The sequence below is a fragment of the Klebsiella sp. PK01 genome, assembly GCF_057624675.1.
The window spans coordinates 30639-56061 of the sequence record NZ_JBYEZM010000002.1 but is presented as its reverse complement, the minus strand read 5'-3'; the positions used below and the strand labels follow the sequence as shown (position 1 = coordinate 56061).

Here is a 25423-nt window from a genome sequence, read left to right as displayed (position 1 = left end):
TTTTATGTCTGAAGCCGGTTGATAAACAATAGATTACCTCATCGCTAATATTAACGACTTCGCCGTTTAGCTGGCGAAAATAGCGCGGCGATTTTATGTAAAAAGAATCTGAATATGACTGGGTAAAGGATCTGATATTAACGAGACTGGGATGTCTGCGCGATTAACGCGCTGGGATTGCTCACCGGCCGACCGTATGCAAGAGCTGGCCGGTGAGCAAATGGCTGTGATGGCAGTTCGCAGCCGCGGTTATTTTAAAGCGTCCGCGCAGGTTTAAACATATTTCTTCGCGCCAGGAGGCTATTTTCAGACTTACCTCATTACCGTTGCTAATAAGTCAAACCACTAATTAACGCCTGTTAAGAAAGCTCCACTACTAATAATGACGGTATAAAGATGAACAAAAGCACAGAGTTGAATAATTAAGAGTATTCCTGGGGGAATTATCGGGCAGAGAGATGACTTCTGATAAATATTCAGGATAATTTATCAATCTTAAGGAATTTGCCCCGCGGCTGCCTGTACCATAAAGGAATCCATATGGTTAATCGGATATCGATCCTGTCATCTGTCGACAGCTCCTCGTTATTATTCTGGAAATTCAGCGGGCAGGAGAAACTGTCCGAACCTTTCCACTTTCAGGTCGATTTACTCAGCCAGGATTTTGCTATCGACCGTCAGGCCATGCTTGGCAAAAACATGACGGTGGCGGTCCCCGGCCAATGGGGGCAGGAGCGTTATCTTTCCGGCAAAATCACCGCCGTTACCGTGCGCGCCGAAGATCTTGGCGAGACGCGCTACGCCGTCTATCAGACCACGCTGGAACCCGATTTTTGGCCGATGATGCGCGACCGCAACTTCCGTATTTTCCAGCAGCAGCGGGTGCCGGATATCGTGGCCAAACTGTTTAGCGAGCATAACGTTAAGTTTGAGGACAAACTTACGCGTAGCTACCGGCAGTGGGATTATTGTGTGCAGTACGCGGAAAGTAGCTTCCATTTCATCAGCCGTTTGCTGGAGCTGGAAGGTATTAGCTATCTGTTCCGCCACGATAAAGACGGCCATACCCTGGTGCTGATGGATGACTATCAGCAGGCTGAATCCTTCCCCGGTTATGAAACTATTCCCTGGCATGCGCAGCCGGGCGGCGGCGCGGTCGGCGAAGAGGGCATCAGCCAGCTGATGGCGAGCCACGTCGTCACGCCGGGGCTTTACAGCACCGATGACTATGATTTTCGCAAGCCCCACGCCTGGATGCTGCAAACGCTGCAGAACCCGGTCTCGCCGACGCCGGGCAAAATCGACGTTTACGACTGGCCGGGGCGCTTTATGGAGCACGGCGACGGCGAAGCCTACGCCCGCATTCGTCAGCAGTCCTGGCAGGCCGAACAGCAGCAAACGCAGGGTATCGCCACCGCGACCGGTATCGTCCCGGGACACACCTTTACCCTGACGCATGCGCCTAATATGACTGATAACGCTAAATGGCTGGTGGTGGGCGCCCGCTATGATTTTGAAGAGAATCAGTATGCCTCCGGCGGCGGAAATACCGCGCAGCACCGCATCGCATTCACCGTTATTCCCGCCGCGACGCCATTTGTCCCCGCGTCAAGGACCGACTGGCCGCGCACCTACGGGCCGCAAACCGCCCGCGTGGTAGGGCCGAAAGGAGAATCGATCTGGACCGATAAATATGGCCGGATTAAGGTGAAATTCCACTGGGACCGCGAAAGCCAGGGCGATGAAAATAGCTCCTGTTGGGTGCGCGTTTCCAGCGCCTGGGCCGGGCAAGGTTACGGCGGGGTACAGATCCCACGCGTCGGTGATGAAGTGGTGGTGGACTTTATTAACGGCGAGCCGGACCGGCCGATTGTCATTGGTCGCGTCTATAACGAAGCCAGTATGCCGCCGTGGGCGCTACCGGCGGCAGCCACGCAGATGGGCTTTATGAGCCGCTCAAAGGATGGTTCGCCGGACAACGCCAACGCCCTGCGTTTTGAAGATAAACCCGGCGAAGAGCAGCTCTGGCTGCACGCCGAGCGCAACATGGATACTGAAGTCGAAAACGACGAGACCCATGATGTCGGCAATAACCGCACCAAAACCGTCGGCAAAGACGAAACCAGCCATATCAAACAGAATCGAACCCGCACGGTGGATGGCAATGAAAGCGTGACCGTCGGCAAAGATCGCAGCAAAACCATCAATGGTAATGAAACCACCACCGTTGAGCAGAACCGTACCGAGAGCGTGAAGGGGAATGAGACCCTAAGCGTTGAGCAGAACCGCGATGAAACTATTAGCGGCAACCATACCACCACGGTGAAAAGCAACCATACCGCGACCGTCGAAGGCAAGCAGTCTCTGGCGGTCGTACAGGATCGCACCCGTCAGGTGCAGGGTAACGAAAGCGTCAGCGTCCAGCAGAACCGTAACGTGCAGGTCACCGGCAATCAGACGCTGGGAGTGACCGGCAATCACGATATTTCCGTGACCGGTAAGCAAACGCAGACCATTGCCAGCAAGCAAGAGGTGACGATCGGCGCCGGGCGTACCCTGAGCATCACCGGCGGTGATACCCGCTTTACGCAAGGGAGCGTAACCGACAGCGCTACCGATACCGTACATATCAACGTGGGTGAAAGCGGCATTCTGATAAGCAACGGCAGCGTGGAGATTACCGCTGGCGGGTCGACGATCACCATTAACGCCGCCGGCGTGATGGTGAATGGTAAGAAGATTGAGCTCAATGCCTGACAGGGAAAGGGAATGAACGCGGCGAAGAATCCGACCGAAAAAGTGATGAGCGAGCTTGAGCTTAGCTGGCTGGACGCCAGCGAGCAGGCGGAACAGATCCGCTTATTTATCTGGCGGGTGCCTGCCGGCGGCGAGTCGCTGCTTGATGGTTTTATCGCGCTGCAGCAGCACCCTGAAGGGCGCTCGCTGCCGGATCTGCTGCTGGGGCTAACCACGCCGTTTGAGACCAGCTATGGCTACAGCGACGCGCTTGGGCGCGAGTTTGTGGAACATTACGAAGCGACGCCGGATGCCGCTATATGGGATGCCGAACGCTTTCTTCCGACCTATAGCCCGGCGCAGTTGCGGCAGATGCTGCAGGATTTTGCGACGACATTTCATGACGATTTACGTTATCTGGTGTTGGTGCTGAAACCCTCCGCCGTCAGCGATGAAAAGGCGTTGAACCGCTGGTTGAACGGCTGGCTGGCGCAGGAGGCGTGCAACGCCAGACTGTTACTGATCGACACCCTTGAGCAACCGATCTGGCAGCCGCTGTATGAGGCGCATCCGCGCAGGGTACGGCTGCTGACCGATGATGTCGACAGTATGAAAGTGATGCACCAAACCGCGCGCGGGCAGAGCGATCCGAATCCCGATCGCCTGCTGTTTCGCCGCTATCTGGCTGACGCCATGCTGCTGCTGGAAAAAGGCAGCGCCGCGCAGGTGGCCGCGCGCGGCGGCATGGCGCTCGGCGTCGCCCAGCGCTGCGGTTGGGCCGACCAGCAGGCGATGATGCATAACCTGATCGCCGGCGGTTGGTTGAAAGGTAACGATCATCAACGGGCCGTTGAACACTACCGCCAGGCGCAAAACATCAGCGGCGAAATTGCCGATCCGGCGCTTAAAGGACAACTGCGTACCCAAAGCACTTTTGGCGAGGCCGGCGCCTGGTTCGCACGCAAAGAGTATCTCCAGGCGGCGAAAGGCTATCGTCGGGCGGCGGGTGAAGCGCAAGCCATTCCACACCCGGTATTTGCCGTGGAAGGCTGGCGGATGTCCGGTTTTTGTCTCAACCTCGCCGGGCATCGGGCAAAAGCGATGGAGGAGTATGCCCACGCTATCCAGGCGGCGGAGCCGATCCCACGCCAGGAGCGCGCCCAGACCACGCTGCCGCTGGCATTTCAGGATCTGCTGCGTATCCATGATAAACGGCGGACCGAGGCGCTTGAAGCCTGCGCGACGCGCTGGCAAAGCGAAAAACAGCGCTTAATCCAGCAGGCGGAAGACCGCTTGCCGCAGGAACCCGTCGTCGAACAGGTAAAACGCGTGGATCGGCAGTTACAGCTACAGCTGGAAGCCGCGTTCGCGCTGATCCGCGAAGCGCGGGAAAAACTGATCCGCGGCGGCGATGACAGCTTTCGCCGCGTGATCCGTCTGGCGCGGGAGACGCTGCATCCGCACTGGAACGGCCTGCCGGAGATCGCCCACCCCTTTGATGCCCCGCCGGGTGAATGGCAAAGCCTGCCTGCCTGGGGAAATACCGATGCATCATCCACTGAAACTGCAGGGAGCAACCCGCTATGAAGACCCGGATTATTATTATTGTTGCCGTGACGCTGCTGGCAATCCTGTTTTTAAGCCTCTCGGACGGCGGTTTCGCCACCGAAGTGCGCACCTTCCTGCGCGCGCTGCTGCGCGCCATGTTCTGAGGCGCGTCTGATGCACTCCGGCGCTCACTTCGACCCGCAGCTTGGCCTGGATATCCATACTTATCCCTGGCCGCTGCCGACGCCGCATATTGGCATCGTTTTCGACGTGTTTGATTATCTGCCGCTGCTGGGCACTACCGTACACGTCAACGGCATCAAACGCGCCAGCGCGGGGACCGGCGGTATTGCGGTACATATTCCGGTCGGCGGCGTGTGGGTACCGCCGCTGCGCGCGCCCGGCGGCCCGCAGATGGAAGACGAGCTGTTTATGGGCAGTAAAACCGTCGCCGTCGACGGTGAGCCGTTTTCCCGTATCGGCATGCCGGTGCTGAGCTGTAACATCCTCGGGATGGTGCCGCCGTTCCGCCTGAAGCGGCTGAGCAAACCAAAGCCGCTTTCGCTAACGCTGCCGCTGACGTTTAACCTCGCGATTCCCAACAATGTGATTGTCGGCGGGCCGCCAACCATCAACCTGATGGCGCTGCTGATGCGCGCCGGGTTAAGCGGGTTGGGCAAGGGGTTGAAGAAAGTTAAAAAAACGCCGCAGTGGCGACTGTTTATGCGGCGGTTTAAAAAGCTGCGCCAGAAGCTGTTTCGCAACATGGATCCCGGCGTCCTGAAATGCCGGGTGCTACGCGCCGAACCGGTTGATATCCGCGACGGTAGCGTGAGCCTGGAGCATGAGGATTTTTTGTTACCCGGCCGCCTGCCGCTGGCGTGGACGCGAAGCTACTCGTCGGCGGATCTCGATGAAGAAGGGCTGTGCGGTTACGGCTGGTCAACCCCGGCGGACACCCGCCTTGAAATACTGGCCGATGAAGGCGTCGCGGTGTTGACTCAGCCGGAAGGGATGACGCTGTTTGCGGCGCTGCCGCAGTCCGACGGCCGCGAGCAGGCTATTGTCGGCCTGCCGGACGGCAGCCGCCTGTGGCGGGAAACCCGCAATGGCGAATGCTTCTGGCATGTTGAGCAGGAAGGGAGCGCGCGGCTGCAATTTCGCGGTAAGCGCGGGCCGCTGGCGATTTACCGGCTGGCGGACCGTAACGGTAACGGCTGGCAGTTCGACTGGCAGGGACGCGAACTTGAGCGCATCCGCGAGGTCAGCACGCGCGGCATGAGCGGCAGGGAGATCCTCGTCACCTGGCAGGATGGCCGCCTGCGGGCGCTACGCCTGCGCAACGCGCTGGATGACGAGATCACGCCGTTGACCCGCTATGAATACGATAGCGATAATCAGTTGAGCGCGGAGATCGATGCGCTTTCGCATCCGCGGCGCTTCTACTATCAACAGCGTCATATGACCAGCCATGTCGACCGTAACGGCCAGGGCTTCCACTACCAGTTCAATGACGAGTGGCAGGTGGTCCACGCCTGGGGCGACGGCGGCGTATGGGATTACCATTTCGCCTGGCACGACTTGCTCAACGAAGTGGAAATCACCGATTCCAACGGCCATGTAACGTCTGTCAGCTTTGATGATAACGGCCTGCCGGTTTCGGAGGTCGATCCGATCGGCGGCAATACCGTCTTCCACTACGATGATTTTGGCCGTACCGTCGAACTCATTGAGCCGGACGGCAGCGCGCGTCGCTGGGAGTATGATGAACAGGGGCGAATGATCGCCGAACATCTGCCGGACGGTAGCCAGATTCAGGCGGCCTACAATGAAGACGGCGATCTGCTGACGCTGATTGATGAGAAAGGCGCGTGCTGGCGTTCGGACTATGACGAACGCGGCAACCTGCTGGCGGGAACGGACCCTACCGGCGTCACCACGCGCTATCAGTATGATGAGTACGGACAACTGAGCGCGGCGGACGTGCCGGGTTCCGGGCAGAGTCGTTATCGCTATGATCGGTTTGGTTTTTTGCAGGCGCTGAGCCAGGCCGGCGCGGGAACCACTCAACTGCGGCATTCCGCGCGCGGTACGCTGCTGGAGCGTATTGACGCTAGTGGTGGCAGCAGCCGTTTCCACTGGGACAGCAAGGATAGGCTGGTGGCGATGGTCAATCCGCAGGGTGGCGAAATTCGCGTCGCTTACGACCGGGAAGATTCACCGCTTCACTTCACCGATGAAGCCGGCCAGATAACCCGTTTTCGTTATAACCGCACAGGAATGCTGGCCGCCTGCGAGACGCCGGATGGCGCGACGCTTGGCTATCAGTACGACCTGGAAGATCGCCTGCTGGCGGTGATCAACCAGAACGGTCAGCGCTGGCAGCTGGACCGCGACGCGCTGGGGCGCATCGCCGCGGAGACCGATTACTGGGGACAGGTGACCCGTTATGGCTGGGATAAAGGCAACCGGCTGATCGGCCGTGAGGATCCGCTGGGGCGGCTGGTGCGCTACGGTTACGACCGCGGTGGGCGGCTAAGCGAGCGGCGCAGCGGCGATACCCTGCAGGCGAAGTATCATTACGATCCCTGCGGGCGGATGGTGCTGTGTGAGAATCCGTGGCGGCGGCTGGCGTGGCGCTATGATGACGCCGGGCGGGTGCTGCTGGAGGAGCAGGACGGTTTTCAGCTGCATTATGGCTATAACGAGCGCGGCCTGCTGGTCTCCCGGCGCAGCGACAGCGGTCATCAGGTGCGTTACGCCATGGATGAGTATGACCGGTTGAGCCAGATCCAGCTGAATGACGATGCGCCGATCGTGCTGGGTTACGATGAGGCCGGGCGGCGGGTCAGCGAGCAGCTGTCGGCTGAAGTGACGCGTCATTTCACCTACGACCGGCTCGGCCAGCTGACGTCGCAGCAGGTGTTGCAGAATGATTTACCGCTGTTCACCAGCGGCTTCAGCTGGGATAGGCTGGGTAACCTGACCCGGCGCGATGACAGCCTGTGGGGCAGCGATCGTTACGCTTACGATCCGGTGGGGCGCTTGACGGCCCATACCGCGCCGGACGGTACGCTGCGGCAGTTTGTGCAGGATGCGGCAGGCAGCCACCTGCAGACGCAGACCCGGGCGGTGAATGAGAGCGCCGGAGGCTGGTTCCGCGAGGGGCAGCAGCGCGGGGTGCGTTATGTATTCGATCGCGCGGGCGAGCTGCGACAGCGGCGCGATGTCCGGCATAACGGCGAGAAAGAGGATTTTAGCTGGGACGATAACCGCCAGCTGGTGGCGGTGCGCAAGGGCGAGCGGCTGGTGCGCTACGGTTACGACGGGCTGGGGCGCCGGGTGTTCAAGCAGACGGCGGAAGAGACGCGCTGGTTCTACTGGCAGGGCGACGCGCTGGCGGGGGAAACGGTCACTATCACCCGCGAACCGCTGGCGGCACAGAACATTTTTGATACCGGCAGCCGGCTGCAGCGGCAGAAAGCGCAGGCCGCGCTGTTCGGCAGTATGCGCGAGTACGTGTACTATCCGGGAAGTTTTCAGCCGCTGGCGCTGCTGACGCAGGAAGCGGGCAGGAAGGAGAGCTGGCACTATCATTGTGACCCGAACGGCGCGCCGGTTCGCCTGACGTCATTGCAGGGCGAGATAGTGTGGTCAGAGAAGACGGGCGTATGGGGAGAAAAAGGGGAGATCTACGCCGATCGTATCAGCAACCCGCTGCGTTTCCAGGGCCAGTATTTTGACGCTGAAACGGGGCTGCACTATAATCGATATCGTTACTATGATCCTGAAATTGCGGGATTTATTAGCCAGGATCCGATTGGATTAGCCGGTGGGCTGAATGTTTATCAGTATGCGCCGAACCCGCTGGGTTATATAGATCCAAAAGGTTTAACACCGAAGACATTGTATCATTATACGACCGAGGAGGGGATGAATGGGATTATGGAAAGTGGGACTATTCGCGCCTCATCAGGTGATATACATGCGCGTTTTGGTGAGGGGCAATATTTTACAGATATTACACCAGCCATGATCGGCGGAAGGACATTAAAAGATGCTTCAGGGACAGGTAAAATGTCTCTGGGCCAACTGGCAAGTAACATATATGGTGATTCCAGAAAGTTGAATGGTATTACTCATTTTGTAGAAATAGATGTAACTGGGCTAAATGTCACAGAACCAAGAAAAAATACATTTAGAGTTGCAAATACAGGAGAACTGAATGTTTCGGATAGAATCGTCAGCAGTGGAAAGTCCACAAGTTGTGGTTGAATATTATAAGTCTAATGCGGAATTTACGTCTGGGGAAGGCATCCTGTATACAGAGTTTATGGGGGAAATTGCCACAAGACAGATAAGTGTTTTGGATAGCTTATATTACCCATCAGCCTCGTTGAGTGATGAAAATGATAAAATAGGTTTCCTTCTTTATGATGGAAAAAAAAGTGAATTAGAACTATCTGATTCACAGATTATATCAAAAGACGAATTTGAGGCTGTGTGGTTAATAGCTATGAATGATCACAAAGAAAAAGAAATCATTCAATATGTAACTGGAGATGCTGCTGTCCCATTAAGTTCTGCCACTATCATTGCTCATATAGTTAATAACAAAGGTAAATGGGGGAAAGGATTTGTTTTATCATTATCAAAAAAATACCCAGCAGCCAAGAAGGTTTATTTGGATAAATATTCTAACACATCAGATTTAACTTTGGGTGATATACAGTTCATATCTGTAGATGAAAAGGATAGAATATTTGTGGCTAATATGGTTTCTCAAGATGGGATAAGAAAAAACCATGCTGATAAAAAACAATATTTATCATATCACGCACTTGAGGAATGTCTTGAAAAACTATCGGAGTTTGCATTGATTAATCGATTGGTTGTACAAATGCCAAAAATTGGAGCTGGATTAGGTGGCGGAGATTGGAAGCATATTGAGAGTTTAATACAAAAACATTTATGTTATAAATTAATTAAATGTACTGTTGTGATATTGTGATTCCCAGAGCGGGGTACCTTATTTTTTTTTACAGCTGTATCTGGATAGGCGGGATATTAAAGTGAATTTATCATAATATATTCGCTCTTTAAATATTCTAAGTCCGGTGATATTAACAACTATCCTGTAAGTTTTCAGCTGTTGGCGCTGCTGACGCAGGAAGCGGGCAGGAAGGAGAGCTGGCACTATCATTGTGACCCGCTGCGTTTTCAGGGCCAGTATTTTGACGCTGAAACGGGGCTGCACTATAATCGACATCGTTACTATGATCCTGAAATTGCGGGATTTATTAGCCAGGATCCGATTGGATTAGCCGGTGGGCTGAATGTTTATCAGTATGCGCCGAACCCATTAAGCTGGATCGATCCGCTGGGACTAAAATGTGGCTTCGCGGAAAAGGACAATATAACCCAAAGGTGGGTAAATAAATTAACAGGTAAAACTCCGGCTGAAATAGACTCCCTTTTAACATCTAAAGGTTGGACGAAGATCTATCCACAAGCTGGTAGGCCTGAGGCTATTCAACATATACAATATGTGAAAACGACAAAATCTGGTACAACATATAAATTAGATTATCATCCTGGTGGTAACGCAAAACAACAAAATATTCATGGAAATGATTACTGGAAGGTTTATAGGACTAATAGTGAAGGTGAGGATATCGTATATGGACGTATAGGTCATGGTGGTTTTGAAAATTATGATCTAATAAAGGACTCTCCTGTTTATGTCGACGGTGTATTAGTAAATGGTGGGATGTAAAATGTTTGATTTTTCTGCAGAAATAAAATCATTTCATTCGTTAGGCGATGTGCTGTTAAATACAAATATATCTGTCTATCTTGCTGAAATGTATGCTGACCATTGTGTTGAGTACAAAGAGTATCTTCTACCTGATGCGAGTAAGAGATTTGCCTATGTATTGGATGATACTTTAACTATATCAACCGAACCTGATGGAAATATATTTTCTATTGGATGCAATCAAAATTACAAAGGGTTATACAAAAACTTATTATATGCCGGTCAAGAATTTGGTGAGATAAAAAAACTCACTTATCGGCAAAGAATATTTAATGGTTCCATTATTATAGACGAGGATTTTGGCATTCAATTTATATTACCCTCACCATTTGATGAGATAGCTGACAGTATAGATAACATTCCGTCCGACTTGAAATTGAATGAAATATATATAGGGGATTTTTCATTTTGGAATCCATGTAAATAACAAAGCAAAGCCGGGTAATAAATTAACTCTTCCCGGCCTTTATAGCAACGCTGCGCTTTGGGAACTCTATCTTAGAGCTTAGATTGGTGCGGGTTGACGGTACGATTGGCCCAGGGGATAGGATTGTTCGTCTGATCCGATTGGATTAGCCGGTGGGCTGAATGTTTTTCAGTATGCGCCGAACCCGCTGGGATGGGTGGATCCGTGGGGGCTGACTGGAAAACCGTTAAACTCACCTGATATAAGCAAGTGGCTTAATAAAGGGGGAACGGTTTGGCAAGAAGTTGAAAGCAAAGTTTGGGTATACCAAGATAGTGCTGGCAATGTTGTTCGCTATCCAGAAGGGTTTCCAGATTTTACACCATATGAAAGGCAGAGTGTTAATGTTCCAGACTTAAGGGGAGATCATAGTAAGTCACCTGGAGGAGATTTTGGTAAAGCAGATGCATTAGCGCCAAAAGGTCAGGCGAATTATGATCTTAATATGTGGCATCATCATCAAAATGGCATCACAATGCAGGAAGTGCCCAAAAATATTCATCGCCGGTTCACCCATAGAGGTGGTGTATCTAAAATAAAAAGCAACTGTCAATAATATCAGGAGTTATAGAATGCCTATTTTGACTGGATTAAGTATTGATAAACAAGATATTAGTTATCTGGAGGGACATTTCTCTGTTGCTTTTCCTGATGATTACAAAGATTTTTTAAAAAAACACAATGGATATAGAATCGTTGCACCTGACTATTGCGATCTACCATTCGACAAGGTTGATAATGATTTTATTTCATTCGATGTGCTTCTTGGTTATAAGACTAGTAATAGTAATTTTGATATAATTGAAATTAATGAAGAGTTACTAGATGAAATATCGTTTATTGATGGCGCGCTAATAATTGGCATGGATCCAAGTGACAATGGTTATGTCCTGATAACTAAAAATGATTTAGCCGGAGTTTATTACTGGGACCGGACTTGCCTACATGCTGAAGATAATAAACAAAGCTATGATATTAGTGATGATGATGATTTAAATCATCTTTATCTTATGAATAAAACCTTTTCAGATTTTTTTGGAAGTATAATGAATCTAACAGTTAATAAAGGAATGATGTTATCTACGGGATTGTAATGATATTCTTAATTTAAGGATGTACTTCTTTAATACCCTGCTTGGTTAATTATCATGCAGGGTTCAATAATAAATTGGATTGCATATCTATAATGTCAAGCATTAAAAAGTTATAAATGGAATCATAGGGTTTAGGGAGTCTTGCTTCCTGATAGATATAAACATTTTGAAAATTTTATTGGCCCAGAAGAAAAATCTCAGTATTTCCAGTAAAGGAGTATTGCACTATGAAAGAACTCGAAAATCCAAGAATTGAATCCAAAGTTAACTCCTTTGTTGAAAAAGGGAATGAGTTGCATGATGACAAAAAATATGCACAGGCGTTAGAGCAATATGAAAAAGCCTGGAGTATTTTGCCTGAACCAAAACCAGAATGGCAAGTTGCTAACTGGATTTCCGCAAATATATTCAGCGCTTATTTTGACCTTGGTGATTACAATGAGGCAAAAAAATGGGGCGAAATGACGTTGCAAACGAGAGGGTCGGAGATAGATACAGCGCCATCGATCGATCTGGGTATGGTTTGTTATGAGCTAGAACAATTTGATGAAGCTTACAAATATTTTAACGATGCTTATAGCTATGGAAAAGAGAGAGCATTTAAAGGCAGACCTAAGAAGTACCTTGAGTTTTTTTTAAATAAAAGGGCATAGTGGAAATTTTATAAAGTAATCGAAAATGAGAGAGTTTATTTTTTAGCGAGAGTAAGAACTATTTCTTTAAATGATAAAAATCCACGCTACTGTGTGGTTTTTGCAATGCGAAAGCCCTTTTAGCAAATGGAATAATGTCGGGAAAAAAGATTCCAGCCGGCGGCACAGGGTATTTTTGATACTGGCAGCCGGCAGCACCGCCTGACGCCATTGCAGGGCGAGATAGTGTGGTCAGAGAAGACGGGCGTATGGGGAGAAAAAGGGGAGGTCTACGCCGATCGTATCAACAACCCGCTGCGCTTCCGGGGCCAGTATTTTGACGCTGAAACGGCTGAATACCTTACTTACCTCTCTCGCGGCGTCGCCTTCTTACTACTGTACATCGCTTTATCCGCACTGTTCAGCAATGTATCGGCATCTGCGGCATCGTGAGGGAAAAGCGCAATGCCGATGCTGCCGGAAATCGTAATAACATGCTCGTGGATCAAAAATGACTGAGTCAGCGCATTGCTGATTTTTTCCGCCGTTTGTCGGGGGAGCGGATCGTTTGCTTTTAAACCAGGGAGCAGGGCGATAAACTCATCGCCACCGAGGCGGGCCACCGTATCACCTTCTCGTAAAACGCTTTGTAGACGAAACGCCACCAGCCGCAGCAGTTCGTCACCCACGGCGTGGCCGTAAACGTCATTCACCGGCTTAAAGCGGTCGAGATCGATAAAGAGCAGCGCTACTTCTGTCTCATTGGCGATGGCCTGAGTAATCGCCAGCTCCAGGCGATTAACCAACAGCCTGCGGTTTGGTAATCCGGTCAGCGCGTCGAAGTTGGCGTGCAACCAGACCACCTGCTCCCGCTGTTTGCGGTCGGTGATATCGCGAATAAACGCGGAGAAAATCTGCTTGCCTGATTGTTGATGTGGCCAGATTGACAGCTCGATAGGGAACTTGCCTTTAGTGCGATGCAGGGCGGTAATTTCGATGGTGCGATTAAGGATATTCGACGGCTGAGCCGCCTGAAAGCGCATTAAACCACGTGCGTGCTGCTCGCGAAACTCTTCCGGCACGATCATCTCGCCCAGGTTGTTGCCGATAGCTTCCCCAGCGGACCAGCCGAACATTCTTTCCGCGGCCTGGTTCCAGTTAATCACTACGCCCGCATGATTGATGGTAATCACCGCATCCTGCGCGGTCTCAACCAGCTGTCGATGGTTCTCCTCGCTTTCTGCCAGCGCTCGCTGCATCGACTCAATCTCGCTGATACTCTCTTGCAGCTCACGATGCATTTCCGCAAGCGAAAGCGAGAAAAAGCGAATACGCTCTTCTACTGACATATTTTTCATTTCGGCGTAGAGATCGCTGGCGCTACGTGGTGGCATAAGGCGTTCCTGATGAATCGAAGAGAATATTCAACCAATATAACAATAAGTGTAGTTAAAAAAAGATCCGCTGCTGACATCTCCGCTATTTTATCTATTAAATAAAATCTATTGTAAATTTGTCCAGATTTAAATTTAACGCTTAGTTACAGATGGATCATATTCCGGAGGTAATAATCCGCACTCTTTATAAAGCGTATTAAGGACAATTTATCGTGAATACTTTCTTGCGTAACACCCTGGCCGCCGTGTTGATGACTGCGGGTCTTTCCGTTGCCGCTCAGGCCGCGACGACAACCGAAGTACCGCCGTTATCCCAGGACCCGGTGGTGCAACATCTCAAGCTGAGCAACGATCAGGTCAGCAAAATTCAGGCCCTGCGTCAGGAGCTGGAAACAAACCTCAAAAATATCAAAATTGGTGGTTACCAGGATGGGGCTCTGGTTGATGTGATTCAATCCGGCAAATGGGATGATGCGAAAGTAAAACAGCAGTTAGCCGCTTTTGCGCAATTGGATCAGCAAACGCGTTATTACCGAGTGAAATATTACTTCGGTATTAATCAGGTACTGACGGCTGAACAGCGCGAGCAGGTAAAAAAAGATCTGCAGCAGGCACTAAACTAAACAATGTACGCATGTTCCGCCCTTTGGCGGAACATGCGTAATGACTTTCCGCAATGAAAAGACAAGGGTGCCATCATGAAGAAGTTTCTCTTTATTGCGCTGGGAATGACCGCGTTGTTTAGCCAGGCTGGGGTCGCCGGGACTAAAACGTTGGTCGATTATGGCGTCGTACAGGAAAGCCATATTATTAGCAACCCGCATCAGCGCCAGCCGCTTCGCACGCTGGCTGCGGGAACGCTGGGCGGCGTTGTCGGCCATCAATTCGGTAATGGTAAAGGGCAGACGGCAATGACCGCCGCAGGCGCCCTGGCCGGAGCTGGCGCTTCACGCTATCACCAGGATCGGCAGCAGGGCGCTCAGCAGGTTGAACTGCTAATCAAAACCAATAGCGGCCAGGTGATACAGGTGCTACAGGGTTACGACGGTCGGCTTATCTTCAACAAGGGAGATAAGGTGCGTATCCTGACGTCGGGAAATGATACCCGGGTGGATAAATCGGTGTAATGCGCCAAGCGGGAGCCAATATACTCCCGGTTGGCGTGACACGTTATGCTGATTTCAGCATATCAAAGCGGATAATCCGCGAACGTCCCAGCTCTTTCGCCCGATACAGCGCGGCATCTGCAGCACGTAGCAGGCTGTCGCTTTGCGCGTGTTGCGGATAGCTGGCGATACCGATAGAGACATTCACCTGGCCTATATCCGTCAGCCCGCAGCGTAAAGTCATATTTCTCACGTTGTTGTAGATTTCAGTCGCGCAGGCTTCCGCTCTGGCCTCATCGCTGCCGGAAAGCAGCACCAAAAACTCTTCGCCGCCATAGCGGAATGCCATGCCAATATCGCGAACCGCGCGCTGGATGATCGCTGCGACGTTTTTAATCACCAGATCGCCCGCTTCATGGCCGTAATTATCGTTAACCGCCTTAAAGTGATCGATATCAATCATCAGGCAGCTCAGCGGACTGTTGTTGCGCACCGCCAGATTCATCTGCGTATGCAGCGCTTCCTCAAGATGGTGGCGGTTTCGCAACCCGGTCAGAGAATCAAACAACGCTTTTTCCAGCAGCGCGTTGCGCAGACGCTGATTGGACAGCGCCAGGCCCAGCGCTTCCGCCATGAGTTCGAGATAGGCGCGGGAAGGGGCTGTCTCACTGGTGACATTACGAAAAGAGAGCAGGCCAATGGCTTCACCCTGGGCGATCAGTGGGACGCACAATGATTGCTCGTTACATTCTTGCGGCAGATGATAGCAGGCGATGTCCGGCTCGCCGTTAACCGGCGGATGGCTCAGACCGCGGCGTACTGCCCAGCAGTTATCAGGATAAAAGACTGCGGGCTCGTCAGGTGGCGAAAGCCACTGCGCGACGCAGCGCATTTGCCAGGGATCGGTATCCAGAATATACAGTCGGCCAGGAACGTCCGGCGCGATGTTGGGCGCGAAAAGTTCAGCAACCTTCACCACATCCTCGAATGACTCACATCCCTGCAAGCGTTGAGTCATTCGCGCCAGCAGTTCACGAACCGCCCAGTCGGCATCGCGTTGTTGTTCAAGGCGCTGGCGGGCAAGGCCATTTTCGCGAAAGATGCGGATTGCCTGCGCCATATCGCCGATTTCATCGATCTGTTTGAAGTGCGGTGGTTCGACGGCATAATCCTGTGATGCCAGACGTTGTACCACATCGCTGAGTCGTACCACAGGGGTGAGTACCCGGCGTTTGAGAATAAAACCGAGAACAAATAAAAACATTAAGGCGGTCAGGCCGACCATCGCTTCCGAAAGCGTCCGCCAGAGGTGCGATTTTTCAGTAGCTTGCTGCATGGCGTTGTTCGTTCGGCCTTCCAGCAGCAGGCGGAAATGATCGATCTGCGTTTGCACCCGATCCAACTCCTGCTCATAAGGCTTGCCGTAAACCTGCAAAATCGCCTCTTTCTCTTCGCCGCGAGCGACGCGATCGATGGCGGCCTGCTGTTCATCTTGTAATTCATCGGCAATACGCAGGCCGTCGCGCAACAGCGCCAACTCCTGCTGGCTGGCGCCAATGTCTTTTAGTTTAAGCAACCGATCTTCAATTGATTTGAGAGTTTGGATCTGCTGACGATACTGTTGCAGGGTCTCTGGTTGTTTTTCGATGACGTACAGTCGCGTGAGGTCCGAAAGCTCCCACGCGTCGCTTTCTATCTCATCGGCAAGACGAACGAACGCATCCCGTTGTTGTACAGCCTGGCGTTCAGCGCGATCGGCGCCGGAAGCCATTAGCATCGCCATACCGGATGCAATGGTCAGGCCTACGGTGATCCCGTAGGCCCAGTTAGTCATGGTGGCGATTCTCACCGAATATTTCCTTGCAGGCAGATGAATGAGACATTCGTCTTTTTATTATAGAACCCCGCAGCCAACCGGAAGATTCAGAGGCGCGGTATGCGGGTGACGAGGTGGTGTAACTCCTCGGCATGCTGGCGCAAAACAAGATACACATCGTTATCCAGAGCGCCATTTATAACATCAGTTTCGATAAGATGTAACGCCTCTTGATACGGCATACCGAGCCGATAAGGGCGATCCTCAACGAGCGCGGTAAAGATATCCGCAACGGCGATAATTCTGTCTGGAAGGTGCAAATAACGATGATTCAAATGAAGTGGATAGCCGCTGCCATCGAGTTTTTCATGGTGATTAGCGGCCCAATCGATGATTTCCGCCAGATCGGTGAAATCTCGTAATATTTCACCGGTCATATAGCTGTGTTCGCGAATCAATTCGGCTTCGTCATCGCTAAGTTCAGCCTGTTTTTCGAGGATCGCCAGTGGAATATATATTTTGCCGATATCATGCAAATAGCCGGCAATTTCAATTTTACGGCACACCAGCGGCGGTAAATTCATATAGACGGCGAGGGCATAAGAAATTTCGCCAACCATGATGCTGTGGCTGGCGGTGAAACTACTGTAGGTATCAACAATTTTCGCGATCAGCAAACAAATATCTTTCAGACCATCGATGTCAATATATACGTCGTTAATCGGCCCCACAATTTCCAGCAACCGCTGAATATGCTCTGCTTGCATATGGCGCCAGAAGGTAGGGTGTTGCGCTAGTTCACGCAGAGTATCGCAAAGTGGTGGATCGATATCGCGATAGTCATCGACAAAGCGGGCGACGAGCGCCTTTTGTTGGTCTGGAGCAACGACGCCTTGCGTAGGAAGGAGACGCTCAAAGCAGTCCGCAAAATAGACGATATGCTGCTCCAGATTGCCTTTGCGGGTTGGATCAAAGTGGTGATCGCCAATAATAGGACGGATAAGGGTAAAAGTGTCCAGGCCGGCAAGCATCTGTACGCCGCGGATTTGGTGTGGGTCATAAAGGTTATCTATCGCATTCAGTGAGTCAATGCGCCGCTTATCACCCAGTACGCCGATATCATGCAGCAGCGCGGCCAGAAAGATGGTTTTTTGCTGCAGTGCTGGAAGCTCCAACGCCAGCGATAATTTGTAGCTTATCAGCGCCGTGCGCAGTAAATGCAGGTCCAACCTTGGGTTGATGGCGTTAATGACGCGCGTGACCAGCATTAAAGCCGACTTTAAGGCAATACGCATTTTTCTCTCCGTCCATGTAAACCGCTGTTGCCGTTAATCCTGTGGCATCCGAAAGCATGCTCAAATGCCTCCCGGACGCTGCATGAGTGAAGAGATGTATATCTGAGGCTTCATCCACGCTCCGTAAACAATTCATTTTAGCTCACATAGTCGCTTTCATTCTGCTAATCACTTGATGAATCCTTTCACAGTTTGATTCATATCTAGTTGCGATGAGGAGTGATTGCTTTTACATCACCTTTCAGGAGGCGATAGGCGCGGACTGACAAACCCAAATCAGCGATAATGTGTTGTCAGTCTCAATTTTGCGAGATGGCATCGGCAATGCGGTTTAATTACCAGGAGTGCAGCAAAAAGTAACAACCAGGGAATAGTTGAGATTCCTGCGAACGCGACTATTAGTTAATTGCAATGTTATACTTTTGTCAGTATTTATCAGTAAGCATAAATAATCCTGTTCTTATTTATATTTATTAATAGCTAACATTTTTAATCGGCCAGCGCGGTCGCAAATATTATTATCCACAGTGATTGTTTGCACTGACTATATTTGATGTATGTATGTTTTTTGCCCGTGCGCGTTCAGGGCCTAATGTGCCGGAAGGCGGCGTCAACAGCGGCCTGCGTGATGTCATGCCTGTAAAAACGCCAGATAGCAGTTTAAGTCCATTCCTATATCAGAAAAAATCATTAGCGCGAAAATGATTATCAGCGTGAATATGAATGAACGGACTTCATTTCCGCTTTACAATTTGTAACATCTGTGAATCTATTATGTATTTTGGCATTAAGTGTAATTTTTTCTTGCTGCCGTGAATTTACCAGGATTACTATTGTCTGACTTGCTGTATCGCCTAATGACGGATGAAGGGACTCGTTTTTTCCTTAAGCGTTACCCTATATTTTAATGTTTACAGGAAAAACCATGTCTTGCGCCTTTAAAAAACATCTATTGCTTCCCCGCTATTGGGTGACCTGGTTTGGCCTGGCCATTCTTTGGTTAATCGTCCAACTCCCTTATCCCGTGTTACATACGCTCGGTACTAGCGCAGGGCGGTTATCACGTCGTTTTCTGAAACGTCGGGAACACATTGCCCGGCGTAACATTGAGCTGTGCTTTCCGGAGATGTCCTGCGCTGCCCGCGAAAAGCTGTTGGAAGAGAACTTTATGTCTCTCGGCATGGGGCTTATCGAAACGGGTATGGCGTGGTTCTGGAGCGATGAACGCGTTAAAAAATGGTTTGACGTCGACGGTATCGCCAATCTGAACAACGCGCTCAGCGCCGATAAAGGCGTGATGGTTGTTGGCATTCACTTTATGTCACTGGAACTGGGTGGCCGCGCAATGGGCTTGTGTCGTCCGATGATGGCGACGTATCGCCCGCACAATAGCCCGCTTATGGAGTGGGTGCAGACTCGCGCTCGTCTGCGCTCGAATAAAGCGATGATCGACCGTCGTAATCTCTCCGGTCTGGTACATGCGCTGAAATCCGGTGAGGCGGTGTGGTTTGCGCCGGATCAGGATTACGGCCCGAAGGGCAGCGTATTTGCGCCGTTCTTCTCGGTTCCACAGGCGGCGACGACTAATGGTACCTGGGTGCTGTCGCGCCTCTCCGGTTCAAAAATGCTGAGTATCAGTATGGTGCGCAAGCTGGATCGTAAAGGCTACAGCCTGCATATCAGTGAAGTCATGAATGATTATCCCGGCGAAGATAAACAGATTGCCGCCAGTTATATCAACAAGGTCATTGAACGCGAAATTCTGCGTGCGCCGGAGCAGTACCTGTGGGTGCATCGCCGGTTCAAAACCCGCCCGCTTGGCGAAACTTCGGTATATTAGTACCACAGTTGCGCTCCACGCTTTCAAAATGACCGCAGTTGCGTTAACGTGAGCCGGATCATACTTTTTGTTGAAAGCGAAGGAGTGCAGCGTGTTCGCTGAGTTTGGTGTTTTGAATTATCTGACCTACCTGGTCGGGGCTATTTTTATCATTCTCGTACCAGGTCCCAATACTTTTTTTGTACTGAAAACCGGTATCGCGCACGGCGTTAAGAAAGGATACCTTGCCGCCGCTGGCGTATTTATCGGCGATGCGGTTCTGATGTTCCTGGCTTTTGCTGGCGTTGCGACGCTTATCAAAACGACCCCGGTGCTGTTTAATATTGTGCGCTATCTCGGCGCGATTTATCTGCTTTGGTTGGGCGCCAAAATGCTCTACTCGGTATTTAAACAGCGCGAGGGGCATGATGCCGCCGATGCTGAGCCGGGGAGCGCGATCCTCAAACGTTCGTTAACCCTGAGCCTGACCAACCCGAAAGCGATCCTTTTCTATGTCTCTTTTTTCGTCCAGTTCATTGACGTTAATGCGACATCGCCGGGCGTCGCGTTCTTTATCCTGGCGCTGACGCTGGAGATCATTAGTTTTATCTACATGAGCTTCCTTATCCTGTCTGGTTCGTTTGTTACGCGCTATGTGAAAACCAAAAAGAAACTGGCGAAATTGGGCAACAGCTTGATCGGCCTGGTCTTTGTCGGCTTTGCCGCACGCCTGGCGACGCTGCAGTCCTGATCCCGGAAACTATCTGCCAGCGATAATCGCTGTGTTGTAACAAAAACCCTTCAATTTTTATTGCATTGGTGTTACATATACAGCCGATTATCGCTCACAGAGAAGGGAACCCGGATGATTCTGCAAAAAATCCTCAGTAATAAAAACGGCAAGAAGTTTCTGTTGTCGATGGCGACGGTATTTGCTATTGCGCTTGCCGTCGTGGGCCGCGCAACGTTCGGTGGCGTGGTGAGCGAGTACAACATGCCGTACTCGGAGTGGACAACTTCAATGTTCTTCCTGCAAGGCGCGATGGTGATGGTTTACAGTACCGTGTTCACCGTGTTATTTGCTATCCCGCTGGGCTTTCTGTTTTTAGGTTCTGATCGTCAGGACTAAATGCAACAAGGCGAACTCTTGTTCGCCTTTTTGAATGATCCTATCTGTCACCAGCCACGGTCATGATGATGGTGGTGGTGTTGATGATGATAACCATCATCTACGATACATCCCGATAACAGCGTGCACAGCGCAATAATCAACGGTAACACCATCGGTTTTTTCATTACTCACTTCTCCAGTTAATGCCCGCTTTAGCAAATAAATACAGCGAAGCGGCTGATGAAGTGAGTGTATCGTCTTAACTTATTGAGTAGATAAGACAACTCTGCAATACCGGGCGGAGGGGAAAAATGAGATTACCACCAGCCCAATTCGGTACCGGCGACCACTACGATGGCGACGATAATCATAATAATGGTCGTCTTTTTCATGATGCCCCCCCTGGCGCCGCATAGCCACCAACAAAAAACCAGCCCAGAAAGACCACGGCGACGATGAAAATCACCACCGGAAAAAGAATACCCAATTTCATGCTCAGTTCCTGTCTATTAACGTTATGTTATCTATCATACTGGAAAGTTATGCTTTTTGGTCAATATCGAACCGGGTCAGCATGCGGCGTGCGTTTTTGTCGTGGTACATAGCCTCATCCGCCGCGCGTAGCGCCTGCTCAACATCCATATTTCGCGGATCGACTTCGATCACCCCAAAGCTGGCGCCAGGATATTCTATACCGTGTCCGGCCAGGCGGTAACGTCCGGTAAGCTGCTGGCGTAAGTGGGCAATAAACGCCTCCTGCGCGGATGATTCAAGCGCCGGGCCGATGATTAAAAACTCATCGCCGCCGAGGCGGCCAACGGTATCTTCGTCACGCACGCTGGCACTTAATCGTTCGCCTATCTGGATGAGAAAACTGTCGCCGCAGGGGTGGCCCAGTTTATCGTTAATCGCTTTAAAATCATCGAGGTCGATGAAGATAAGCAGAAGTCTGCGTTGTTGGGCGCCAGCTGTAATAAACAGCGTCTTAAGATGTTTAAACAATGCGCGACGATTAGCTAAACCTGTCAACTCATCGGTATAGGAGTGCATCTCCAGCGCCGCATTCGCGCTGCGCAGTTGCTGAACCAGCGTCTCTTTCTCCACGTAATGAGATATCAGGCTGGCGAACAGGATCATAACCTGCTCGCCTTCCAGGTTAAAGGGCTGCTTGACGCGGCTGGTGGCGCACAACGTGCCATATAAGGAACCATCGGCAAGATGGACCGGGATACTGAAGAACGTAGCGATACCGAGCTCCTGCGCGGCAATACAGGAGCGCCAACGTTGGCCAACGTCGTTGCAAAATATACAGTTATCATCGAGCGCGCGTTTGCAAAGCGACTCGTCCCAGGGAACGGAGAACCCTTCGGGGATCTGCATTTCGCTGCTGTTGTGGGCATACATGACGAGCTGGCGCTGCGCTTCGAAGTCAATGCGGGTGAGATAAGTTGACTCCATACGGGTCACCAGCTCCAGCATTTCCAGCAATTGTCGCACCAACGTTTCGAGCGTTCGTTCGGTAGCAAGCGTCTGTGAGACGCGGGCAAGAATGAAGTCTGACATGAATGAAACGGCCCCCGGACGTTAGCGCAGTACTGCGAGCTGGCGCAGCGAACAGCTAATAACAAACATATTTATAACGAATGTATCACATTTGGCAGGGGGATATCTGCTATCGCGACGGTAAAAAAAAGCCCCATCGGGGGCGATGGGGCAAAACTCATTGATTATGGAATGATCTGTTCTCTGGTCAATTCGAGAACGAGCGCTACTCTAAAGGGCAAAAGTGTAGTTAAAATGGAGAAACCGTGGAGATTCAGGGCGAAAGGTCGCTTTGAATAAAACAGGAGCAATTATGAAGTGGATAGTAATGATGTTGCCGCTGGCGTTAGCGGGCTGCGCTCAGTCACAACAGCCTGATGCGCCGCCGCCGCCAAACTCGATCGGGATGGCCAATCCGGCCGCCGTCTATTGCGACCAGAAGGGCGGTAAGCAGGTTCCGGTCCAGACACCTCAGGGCGTGCGCACCGACTGTAAACTTCCCAGTGGCGAAACGCTCGATGAATGGGAACTGTGGCGGCGCGATCATCCGGCGAAAAAATAATTCGCCGCCGCTAAATTAAGCTCTTTAGCCACTCCGCCAGCACCAGCGCATGGTTTTGTTGCGTATCTTTTGCCGCATAGAGCAGGGTTAATGGTTGCTGGTTGGCCAATTTGGCGAGCCGTAGCCCTTCATCGCGATGGTTTTCCAGTTCTTTGTGGTACTGCTGGCGGAAGTGAGGGAAGTCAATCGCTTCTCCATGCAGAGCCTTGCGTAAATCGCTGGAAGGCGTCAGGGTTTTACACCACTCGTCATAATGCAAATCCTCTTTTTTTATCCCCCGTGGCCACAGGCGATCGACCAGCACGCGGTAACCGTCGCTGGCCTCTGTGGTGTCATAAACGCGTTTACATTGAATCATCATTATTCTCCCGTCGTTATGTCAATCGGGCGGTAAGCCCTTGCAGCGCACCGATAAATAACCATTGTGTTCCGCGAATGATAACGCTAATCTGAGGTTCCTTGTGTTGCCCGATAATCCACAGACATAAGGATCCTGCTATGAACACCCCTTTGCGCATTGCTCTTGTTGGCGATTACAACCCTGACGTGATTGCCCATAAGGCGATTTCGCTGGCTATTGATGACGCAGCCGCGGTTCTGGAACAACCGGTGAGTTATGACTGGATAGCCACCAGCGAGATTACCAGCGCAGACCGGCTCACCGATTATGACGCTATCTGGGTGGTTCCCGCCAGCCCGTATAAAAACGCCGAAGGCGCATTTATCGCCATTCGCTACGCCCGTGAAAATGGCATTCCGTTCCTCGGCACCTGCGGCGGTTTCCAGCACGCGATTATCGAATACGCCCGTAATGTAATGGGATGGCAGGATGCGGCGCACGCCGAAACCGATAGCGAAGGGCGAATGGTCATTGCGCCGTTAAGCTGTTCGCTGGTGGAGAAATCAGACGCTATCGAGCTGCGCGCGAACACGCTGATTGCTCGCGCTTATGGCCGGGACAGCATTGAAGAGGGATATCATTGTAACTACGGCATTGCCGAAAGCTTTGCCCATGAGCTGGAGCAGGGCGCGCTGCGGGTGACCGGTTGGGATGAGAACGGCGAGATCCGCGCCGTGGAGTTAACCACCCATCCGTTCTTCGTCGCCACGTTGTTCCAGCACGAGCGCAACGCGCTGGAAGGGCGTCCGGCGCCGCTGGTACAGGCTTTCCTGCACGCAGCCCGACAATAAAAAATCGGCAGCCCCGGCTGCCGACCCTTGTTATTAATGAATTTCCCGCGCCCTGCCGGCAAGGGCGCCAAACAGCGCCATGATCACTGCGATGAGTGCGACGATAATTAACGGTATATGCCAATCGCCGTAAGCATCATGGATTTTACCGATGAGCGGCGGCCCGCAGGCGGCCAGCAGATAACCGATAGTCTGCGCCATGCCGGAGAGCGCCGCGGCCTGATGCGCTGAGCTGGCGCGCAGGCCAATAAACGTCAGGCCAAGGATCATGGTAGCGCCGGATCCGAAACCAAAAATCAATGTCCAGATCACCGCCTGACCGGGCAGTAACCACAGACCGAGCGTGCTGAACACGCACATTAAGGCTACCAGAACGGCGATGCCACGCTGATCTTTCAGGCGATGGAGTACCAGCGGGATGGCCAGGCCAGGCGCAGCGGTCGCCAGCTGCAACAGACCATGCAGAGAGCCAGCCTGCGCTTCGCTGTAGCCCATACTCTGCAGGATTGCGGGCAGCCAACCAACGATCACGTAATAGACCAGTGAATTAATGCCGAGGAACAGCGTTACCTGCCAGGCCAGCGCCGAGCGCCAGATCCCCCGATTATGCGCGGCGCCCGAACCGGTCATCGGCGTGGAAGCCTGGCGGCGGGCCTGCGGCAGCCAGAGAAAGAGCGCAAATAGGGGGAAAATCATCAGTAGCAGCAGCGCGCCGCGCCAGCCAAAACCCACTAGCGCCAGCGGCACCACCATTGCGGAACCTGCCGCCGCCGCCGCACCCATGGTAATGGAGTAGGCGCCGGTCATACGGGCCACATGGCCGGAAAAATCACGCTTAATTAACCCAGGCAGCAGCACGTTACCCAGCGCGATGCCGCAGCCAATGAGCGCTGTACCGAGATATAGCCAGGCTGTTGAGGGGAGGGAACGTAATCCGATCCCGAGGCAAATAATCACCATCGCCAGCAGCAGGCTACGCTCAATGCCGAAACGGCGGGCGACGCCGGCCGCCAGCGGAGAGACCAGTCCGAAGGCCAGCAAAGGTAGTGTAGTGAGCAGCCCGGTTTGCGCCGTCGTCAGTTGGTATTCAGCGCGTATCGCATCCAGCAGTGGGGCGATACCGGTGAAAGTTACCCGTAGCGTGGCGGCGATAAATAAAATGCCGACAATCAGCAGCAGCTTGCTGCCGTTGGCAGAGGAAGAAACAGGACTCATAACATTCTCAGACTAATAAACAGGGTCGTAACAATAGCCTGTTTAACCGCTGTTTGAATCAAGCTAAAATGACAG

25 protein-coding genes and 3 pseudogenes are annotated in these 25423 nt (G+C 51.8%); 19 read left to right on the top strand and 9 right to left on the bottom strand.

The window, feature by feature from the left end; genetic code table 11:
* Positions 1-540 precede the first annotated feature (540 nt).
* The 12 genes and pseudogenes from AC22LX_RS05360 to AC22LX_RS05305 all read left to right on the top strand — a co-directional run.
* Positions 541-2757 carry a type VI secretion system Vgr family protein gene (locus AC22LX_RS05360; RefSeq protein WP_487333790.1) on the top strand — a complete coding sequence of 739 codons (2217 nt, stop codon included), beginning with the start codon at positions 541-543 and terminating at the stop codon, positions 2755-2757.
* A 12-nt stretch (positions 2758-2769) separates the two neighbouring features.
* Entirely contained in the window at positions 2770-4323 is a 1554-nt protein-coding gene (locus tag AC22LX_RS05355; protein ID WP_487333789.1) for a hypothetical protein, read from the top strand.
* Entirely contained in the window at positions 4320-4448 is a 129-nt protein-coding gene (locus AC22LX_RS05350; protein WP_015366119.1) for a hypothetical protein, read from the top strand. Before AC22LX_RS05355 ends, AC22LX_RS05350 begins: the two co-directional genes overlap by 4 nt.
* A 10-nt stretch (positions 4449-4458) precedes the next feature.
* A complete protein-coding gene (locus AC22LX_RS05345) occupies positions 4459-8559 on the top strand; it encodes an RHS repeat-associated core domain-containing protein (protein WP_047049999.1) in 4101 nt (1366 codons plus the stop codon).
* Positions 8510-9295 (top strand): macro domain-containing protein, encoded by a 786-nt coding sequence (locus AC22LX_RS05340; RefSeq protein WP_020078516.1) that lies wholly within the window; start codon positions 8510-8512, stop codon positions 9293-9295. Before AC22LX_RS05345 ends, AC22LX_RS05340 begins: the two co-directional genes overlap by 50 nt.
* A 120-nt stretch (positions 9296-9415) precedes the next feature.
* Positions 9416-9676 (top strand): annotated as a pseudogene (locus AC22LX_RS05335) (RHS repeat-associated core domain-containing protein); the annotation flags it as partial.
* A gap of 385 nt (positions 9677-10061) precedes the next feature.
* Positions 10062-10529, top strand: coding sequence for a hypothetical protein (locus tag AC22LX_RS05330; RefSeq protein ID WP_047045164.1), 468 nt, complete (start codon positions 10062-10064; stop codon positions 10527-10529).
* A 127-nt stretch (positions 10530-10656) separates the two neighbouring features.
* Positions 10657-10740, top strand: a pseudogene (locus tag AC22LX_RS05325) (RHS repeat-associated core domain-containing protein); the annotation flags it as partial.
* 273 nt (positions 10741-11013) lie between these two features.
* Positions 11014-11124, top strand: a complete 111-nt coding sequence (locus tag AC22LX_RS05320) for an HNH endonuclease (protein ID WP_487333959.1) — start codon at positions 11014-11016, stop codon at positions 11122-11124.
* Between the two features lie 16 nt (positions 11125-11140).
* Complete coding sequence (locus AC22LX_RS05315; RefSeq protein ID WP_049059672.1) at positions 11141-11662, top strand: SMI1/KNR4 family protein; 522 nt, start codon at positions 11141-11143, stop codon at positions 11660-11662.
* A gap of 227 nt (positions 11663-11889) precedes the next feature.
* The gene (locus AC22LX_RS05310) at positions 11890-12315 is read left to right on the top strand and encodes a tetratricopeptide repeat protein (protein ID WP_045413618.1); all 426 of its coding nucleotides are present in this window, start codon (positions 11890-11892) and stop codon (positions 12313-12315) included.
* A 198-nt stretch (positions 12316-12513) separates the two neighbouring features.
* Positions 12514-12645, top strand: a pseudogene (locus tag AC22LX_RS05305) (sugar-binding protein); the annotation flags it as partial.
* 14 nt (positions 12646-12659) lie between these two features.
* Here AC22LX_RS05305 and AC22LX_RS05300 read toward each other — a convergent pair.
* On the bottom strand, positions 12660-13688 hold the full coding sequence (locus AC22LX_RS05300; RefSeq protein WP_046883172.1) for a diguanylate cyclase domain-containing protein: 1029 nt from the start codon (positions 13686-13688) through the stop codon (positions 12660-12662).
* Positions 13689-13903: 215 nt separating this feature from the next.
* Between AC22LX_RS05300 and AC22LX_RS05295 the strand changes: the two genes are divergently transcribed.
* Both AC22LX_RS05295 and AC22LX_RS05290 read left to right on the top strand, forming a co-directional pair.
* Positions 13904-14314: a Spy/CpxP family protein refolding chaperone gene (locus tag AC22LX_RS05295; RefSeq protein ID WP_072251527.1), complete on the top strand. Its 411-nt coding sequence runs from the start codon at positions 13904-13906 to the stop codon at positions 14312-14314.
* Between the two features lie 75 nt (positions 14315-14389).
* On the top strand, positions 14390-14818 hold the full coding sequence (locus AC22LX_RS05290) for a glycine zipper 2TM domain-containing protein (RefSeq protein WP_047045152.1): 429 nt from the start codon (positions 14390-14392) through the stop codon (positions 14816-14818).
* A 43-nt stretch (positions 14819-14861) separates the two neighbouring features.
* On the opposite strand, the gene AC22LX_RS05285 is transcribed toward AC22LX_RS05290, so the two are convergent.
* Both AC22LX_RS05285 and AC22LX_RS05280 read right to left on the bottom strand, forming a co-directional pair.
* Positions 14862-16646 (bottom strand): diguanylate cyclase, encoded by a 1785-nt coding sequence (locus AC22LX_RS05285; protein ID WP_045397984.1) that lies wholly within the window; start codon positions 16644-16646, stop codon positions 14862-14864.
* Between the two features lie 74 nt (positions 16647-16720).
* Complete coding sequence (locus AC22LX_RS05280) at positions 16721-17908, bottom strand: HD-GYP domain-containing protein (RefSeq protein ID WP_045397987.1); 1188 nt, start codon at positions 17906-17908, stop codon at positions 16721-16723.
* A gap of 925 nt (positions 17909-18833) precedes the next feature.
* On the opposite strand from AC22LX_RS05280, the gene lpxP reads away from it, so the two are divergent.
* The 3 genes from lpxP (at position 18834) to AC22LX_RS05265 (ending at position 20856) form a co-directional block, all read left to right on the top strand.
* On the top strand, positions 18834-19748 hold the full coding sequence (gene lpxP / locus AC22LX_RS05275; protein ID WP_045397989.1) for a kdo(2)-lipid IV(A) palmitoleoyltransferase: 915 nt from the start codon (positions 18834-18836) through the stop codon (positions 19746-19748).
* 91 nt (positions 19749-19839) lie between these two features.
* Positions 19840-20478, top strand: a complete 639-nt coding sequence (gene leuE / locus AC22LX_RS05270) for a leucine efflux protein LeuE (protein WP_047045141.1) — start codon at positions 19840-19842, stop codon at positions 20476-20478.
* 114 nt (positions 20479-20592) lie between these two features.
* Entirely contained in the window at positions 20593-20856 is a 264-nt protein-coding gene (locus tag AC22LX_RS05265) for a DUF2534 family protein (RefSeq protein WP_015366132.1), read from the top strand.
* 47 nt (positions 20857-20903) lie between these two features.
* On the opposite strand, the gene AC22LX_RS05260 is transcribed toward AC22LX_RS05265, so the two are convergent.
* The 4 genes from AC22LX_RS05260 to AC22LX_RS05245 all read right to left on the bottom strand — a co-directional run bounded on the left by AC22LX_RS05260 (position 20904) and on the right by AC22LX_RS05245 (position 22401).
* Positions 20904-21023 (bottom strand): hypothetical protein, encoded by a 120-nt coding sequence (locus tag AC22LX_RS05260; protein WP_487333788.1) that lies wholly within the window; start codon positions 21021-21023, stop codon positions 20904-20906.
* 132 nt (positions 21024-21155) lie between these two features.
* Positions 21156-21230 (bottom strand): protein YoaJ, encoded by a 75-nt coding sequence (gene yoaJ / locus AC22LX_RS05255; protein ID WP_100279139.1) that lies wholly within the window; start codon positions 21228-21230, stop codon positions 21156-21158.
* Positions 21227-21331 carry a YoaK family small membrane protein gene (locus AC22LX_RS05250; RefSeq protein WP_045374857.1) on the bottom strand — a complete coding sequence of 35 codons (105 nt, stop codon included), beginning with the start codon at positions 21329-21331 and terminating at the stop codon, positions 21227-21229. Before AC22LX_RS05250 ends, yoaJ begins: the two co-directional genes overlap by 4 nt.
* A gap of 47 nt (positions 21332-21378) precedes the next feature.
* Positions 21379-22401, bottom strand: coding sequence for a sensor domain-containing diguanylate cyclase (locus AC22LX_RS05245; RefSeq protein ID WP_045397993.1), 1023 nt, complete (start codon positions 22399-22401; stop codon positions 21379-21381).
* Positions 22402-22693: 292 nt separating this feature from the next.
* On the opposite strand from AC22LX_RS05245, the gene AC22LX_RS05240 reads away from it, so the two are divergent.
* The gene (locus tag AC22LX_RS05240) at positions 22694-22942 is read left to right on the top strand and encodes a putative hemolysin (RefSeq protein WP_045374851.1); all 249 of its coding nucleotides are present in this window, start codon (positions 22694-22696) and stop codon (positions 22940-22942) included.
* Positions 22943-22952: 10 nt separating this feature from the next.
* On the opposite strand, the gene AC22LX_RS05235 is transcribed toward AC22LX_RS05240, so the two are convergent.
* The gene (locus tag AC22LX_RS05235; RefSeq protein WP_045393317.1) at positions 22953-23300 is read right to left on the bottom strand and encodes a DUF488 domain-containing protein; all 348 of its coding nucleotides are present in this window, start codon (positions 23298-23300) and stop codon (positions 22953-22955) included.
* A 140-nt stretch (positions 23301-23440) separates the two neighbouring features.
* Between AC22LX_RS05235 and AC22LX_RS05230 the strand changes: the two genes are divergently transcribed.
* Positions 23441-24133 carry a CTP synthase C-terminal region-related (seleno)protein gene (locus tag AC22LX_RS05230; RefSeq protein WP_045393302.1) on the top strand — a complete coding sequence of 231 codons (693 nt, stop codon included), beginning with the start codon at positions 23441-23443 and terminating at the stop codon, positions 24131-24133.
* Positions 24134-24166: 33 nt separating this feature from the next.
* Here AC22LX_RS05230 and AC22LX_RS05225 read toward each other — a convergent pair whose 3' ends face one another.
* Positions 24167-25348, bottom strand: a complete 1182-nt coding sequence (locus AC22LX_RS05225) for a CynX/NimT family MFS transporter (protein ID WP_045393300.1) — start codon at positions 25346-25348, stop codon at positions 24167-24169.
* Positions 25349-25423: the final 75 nt, after the last annotated feature.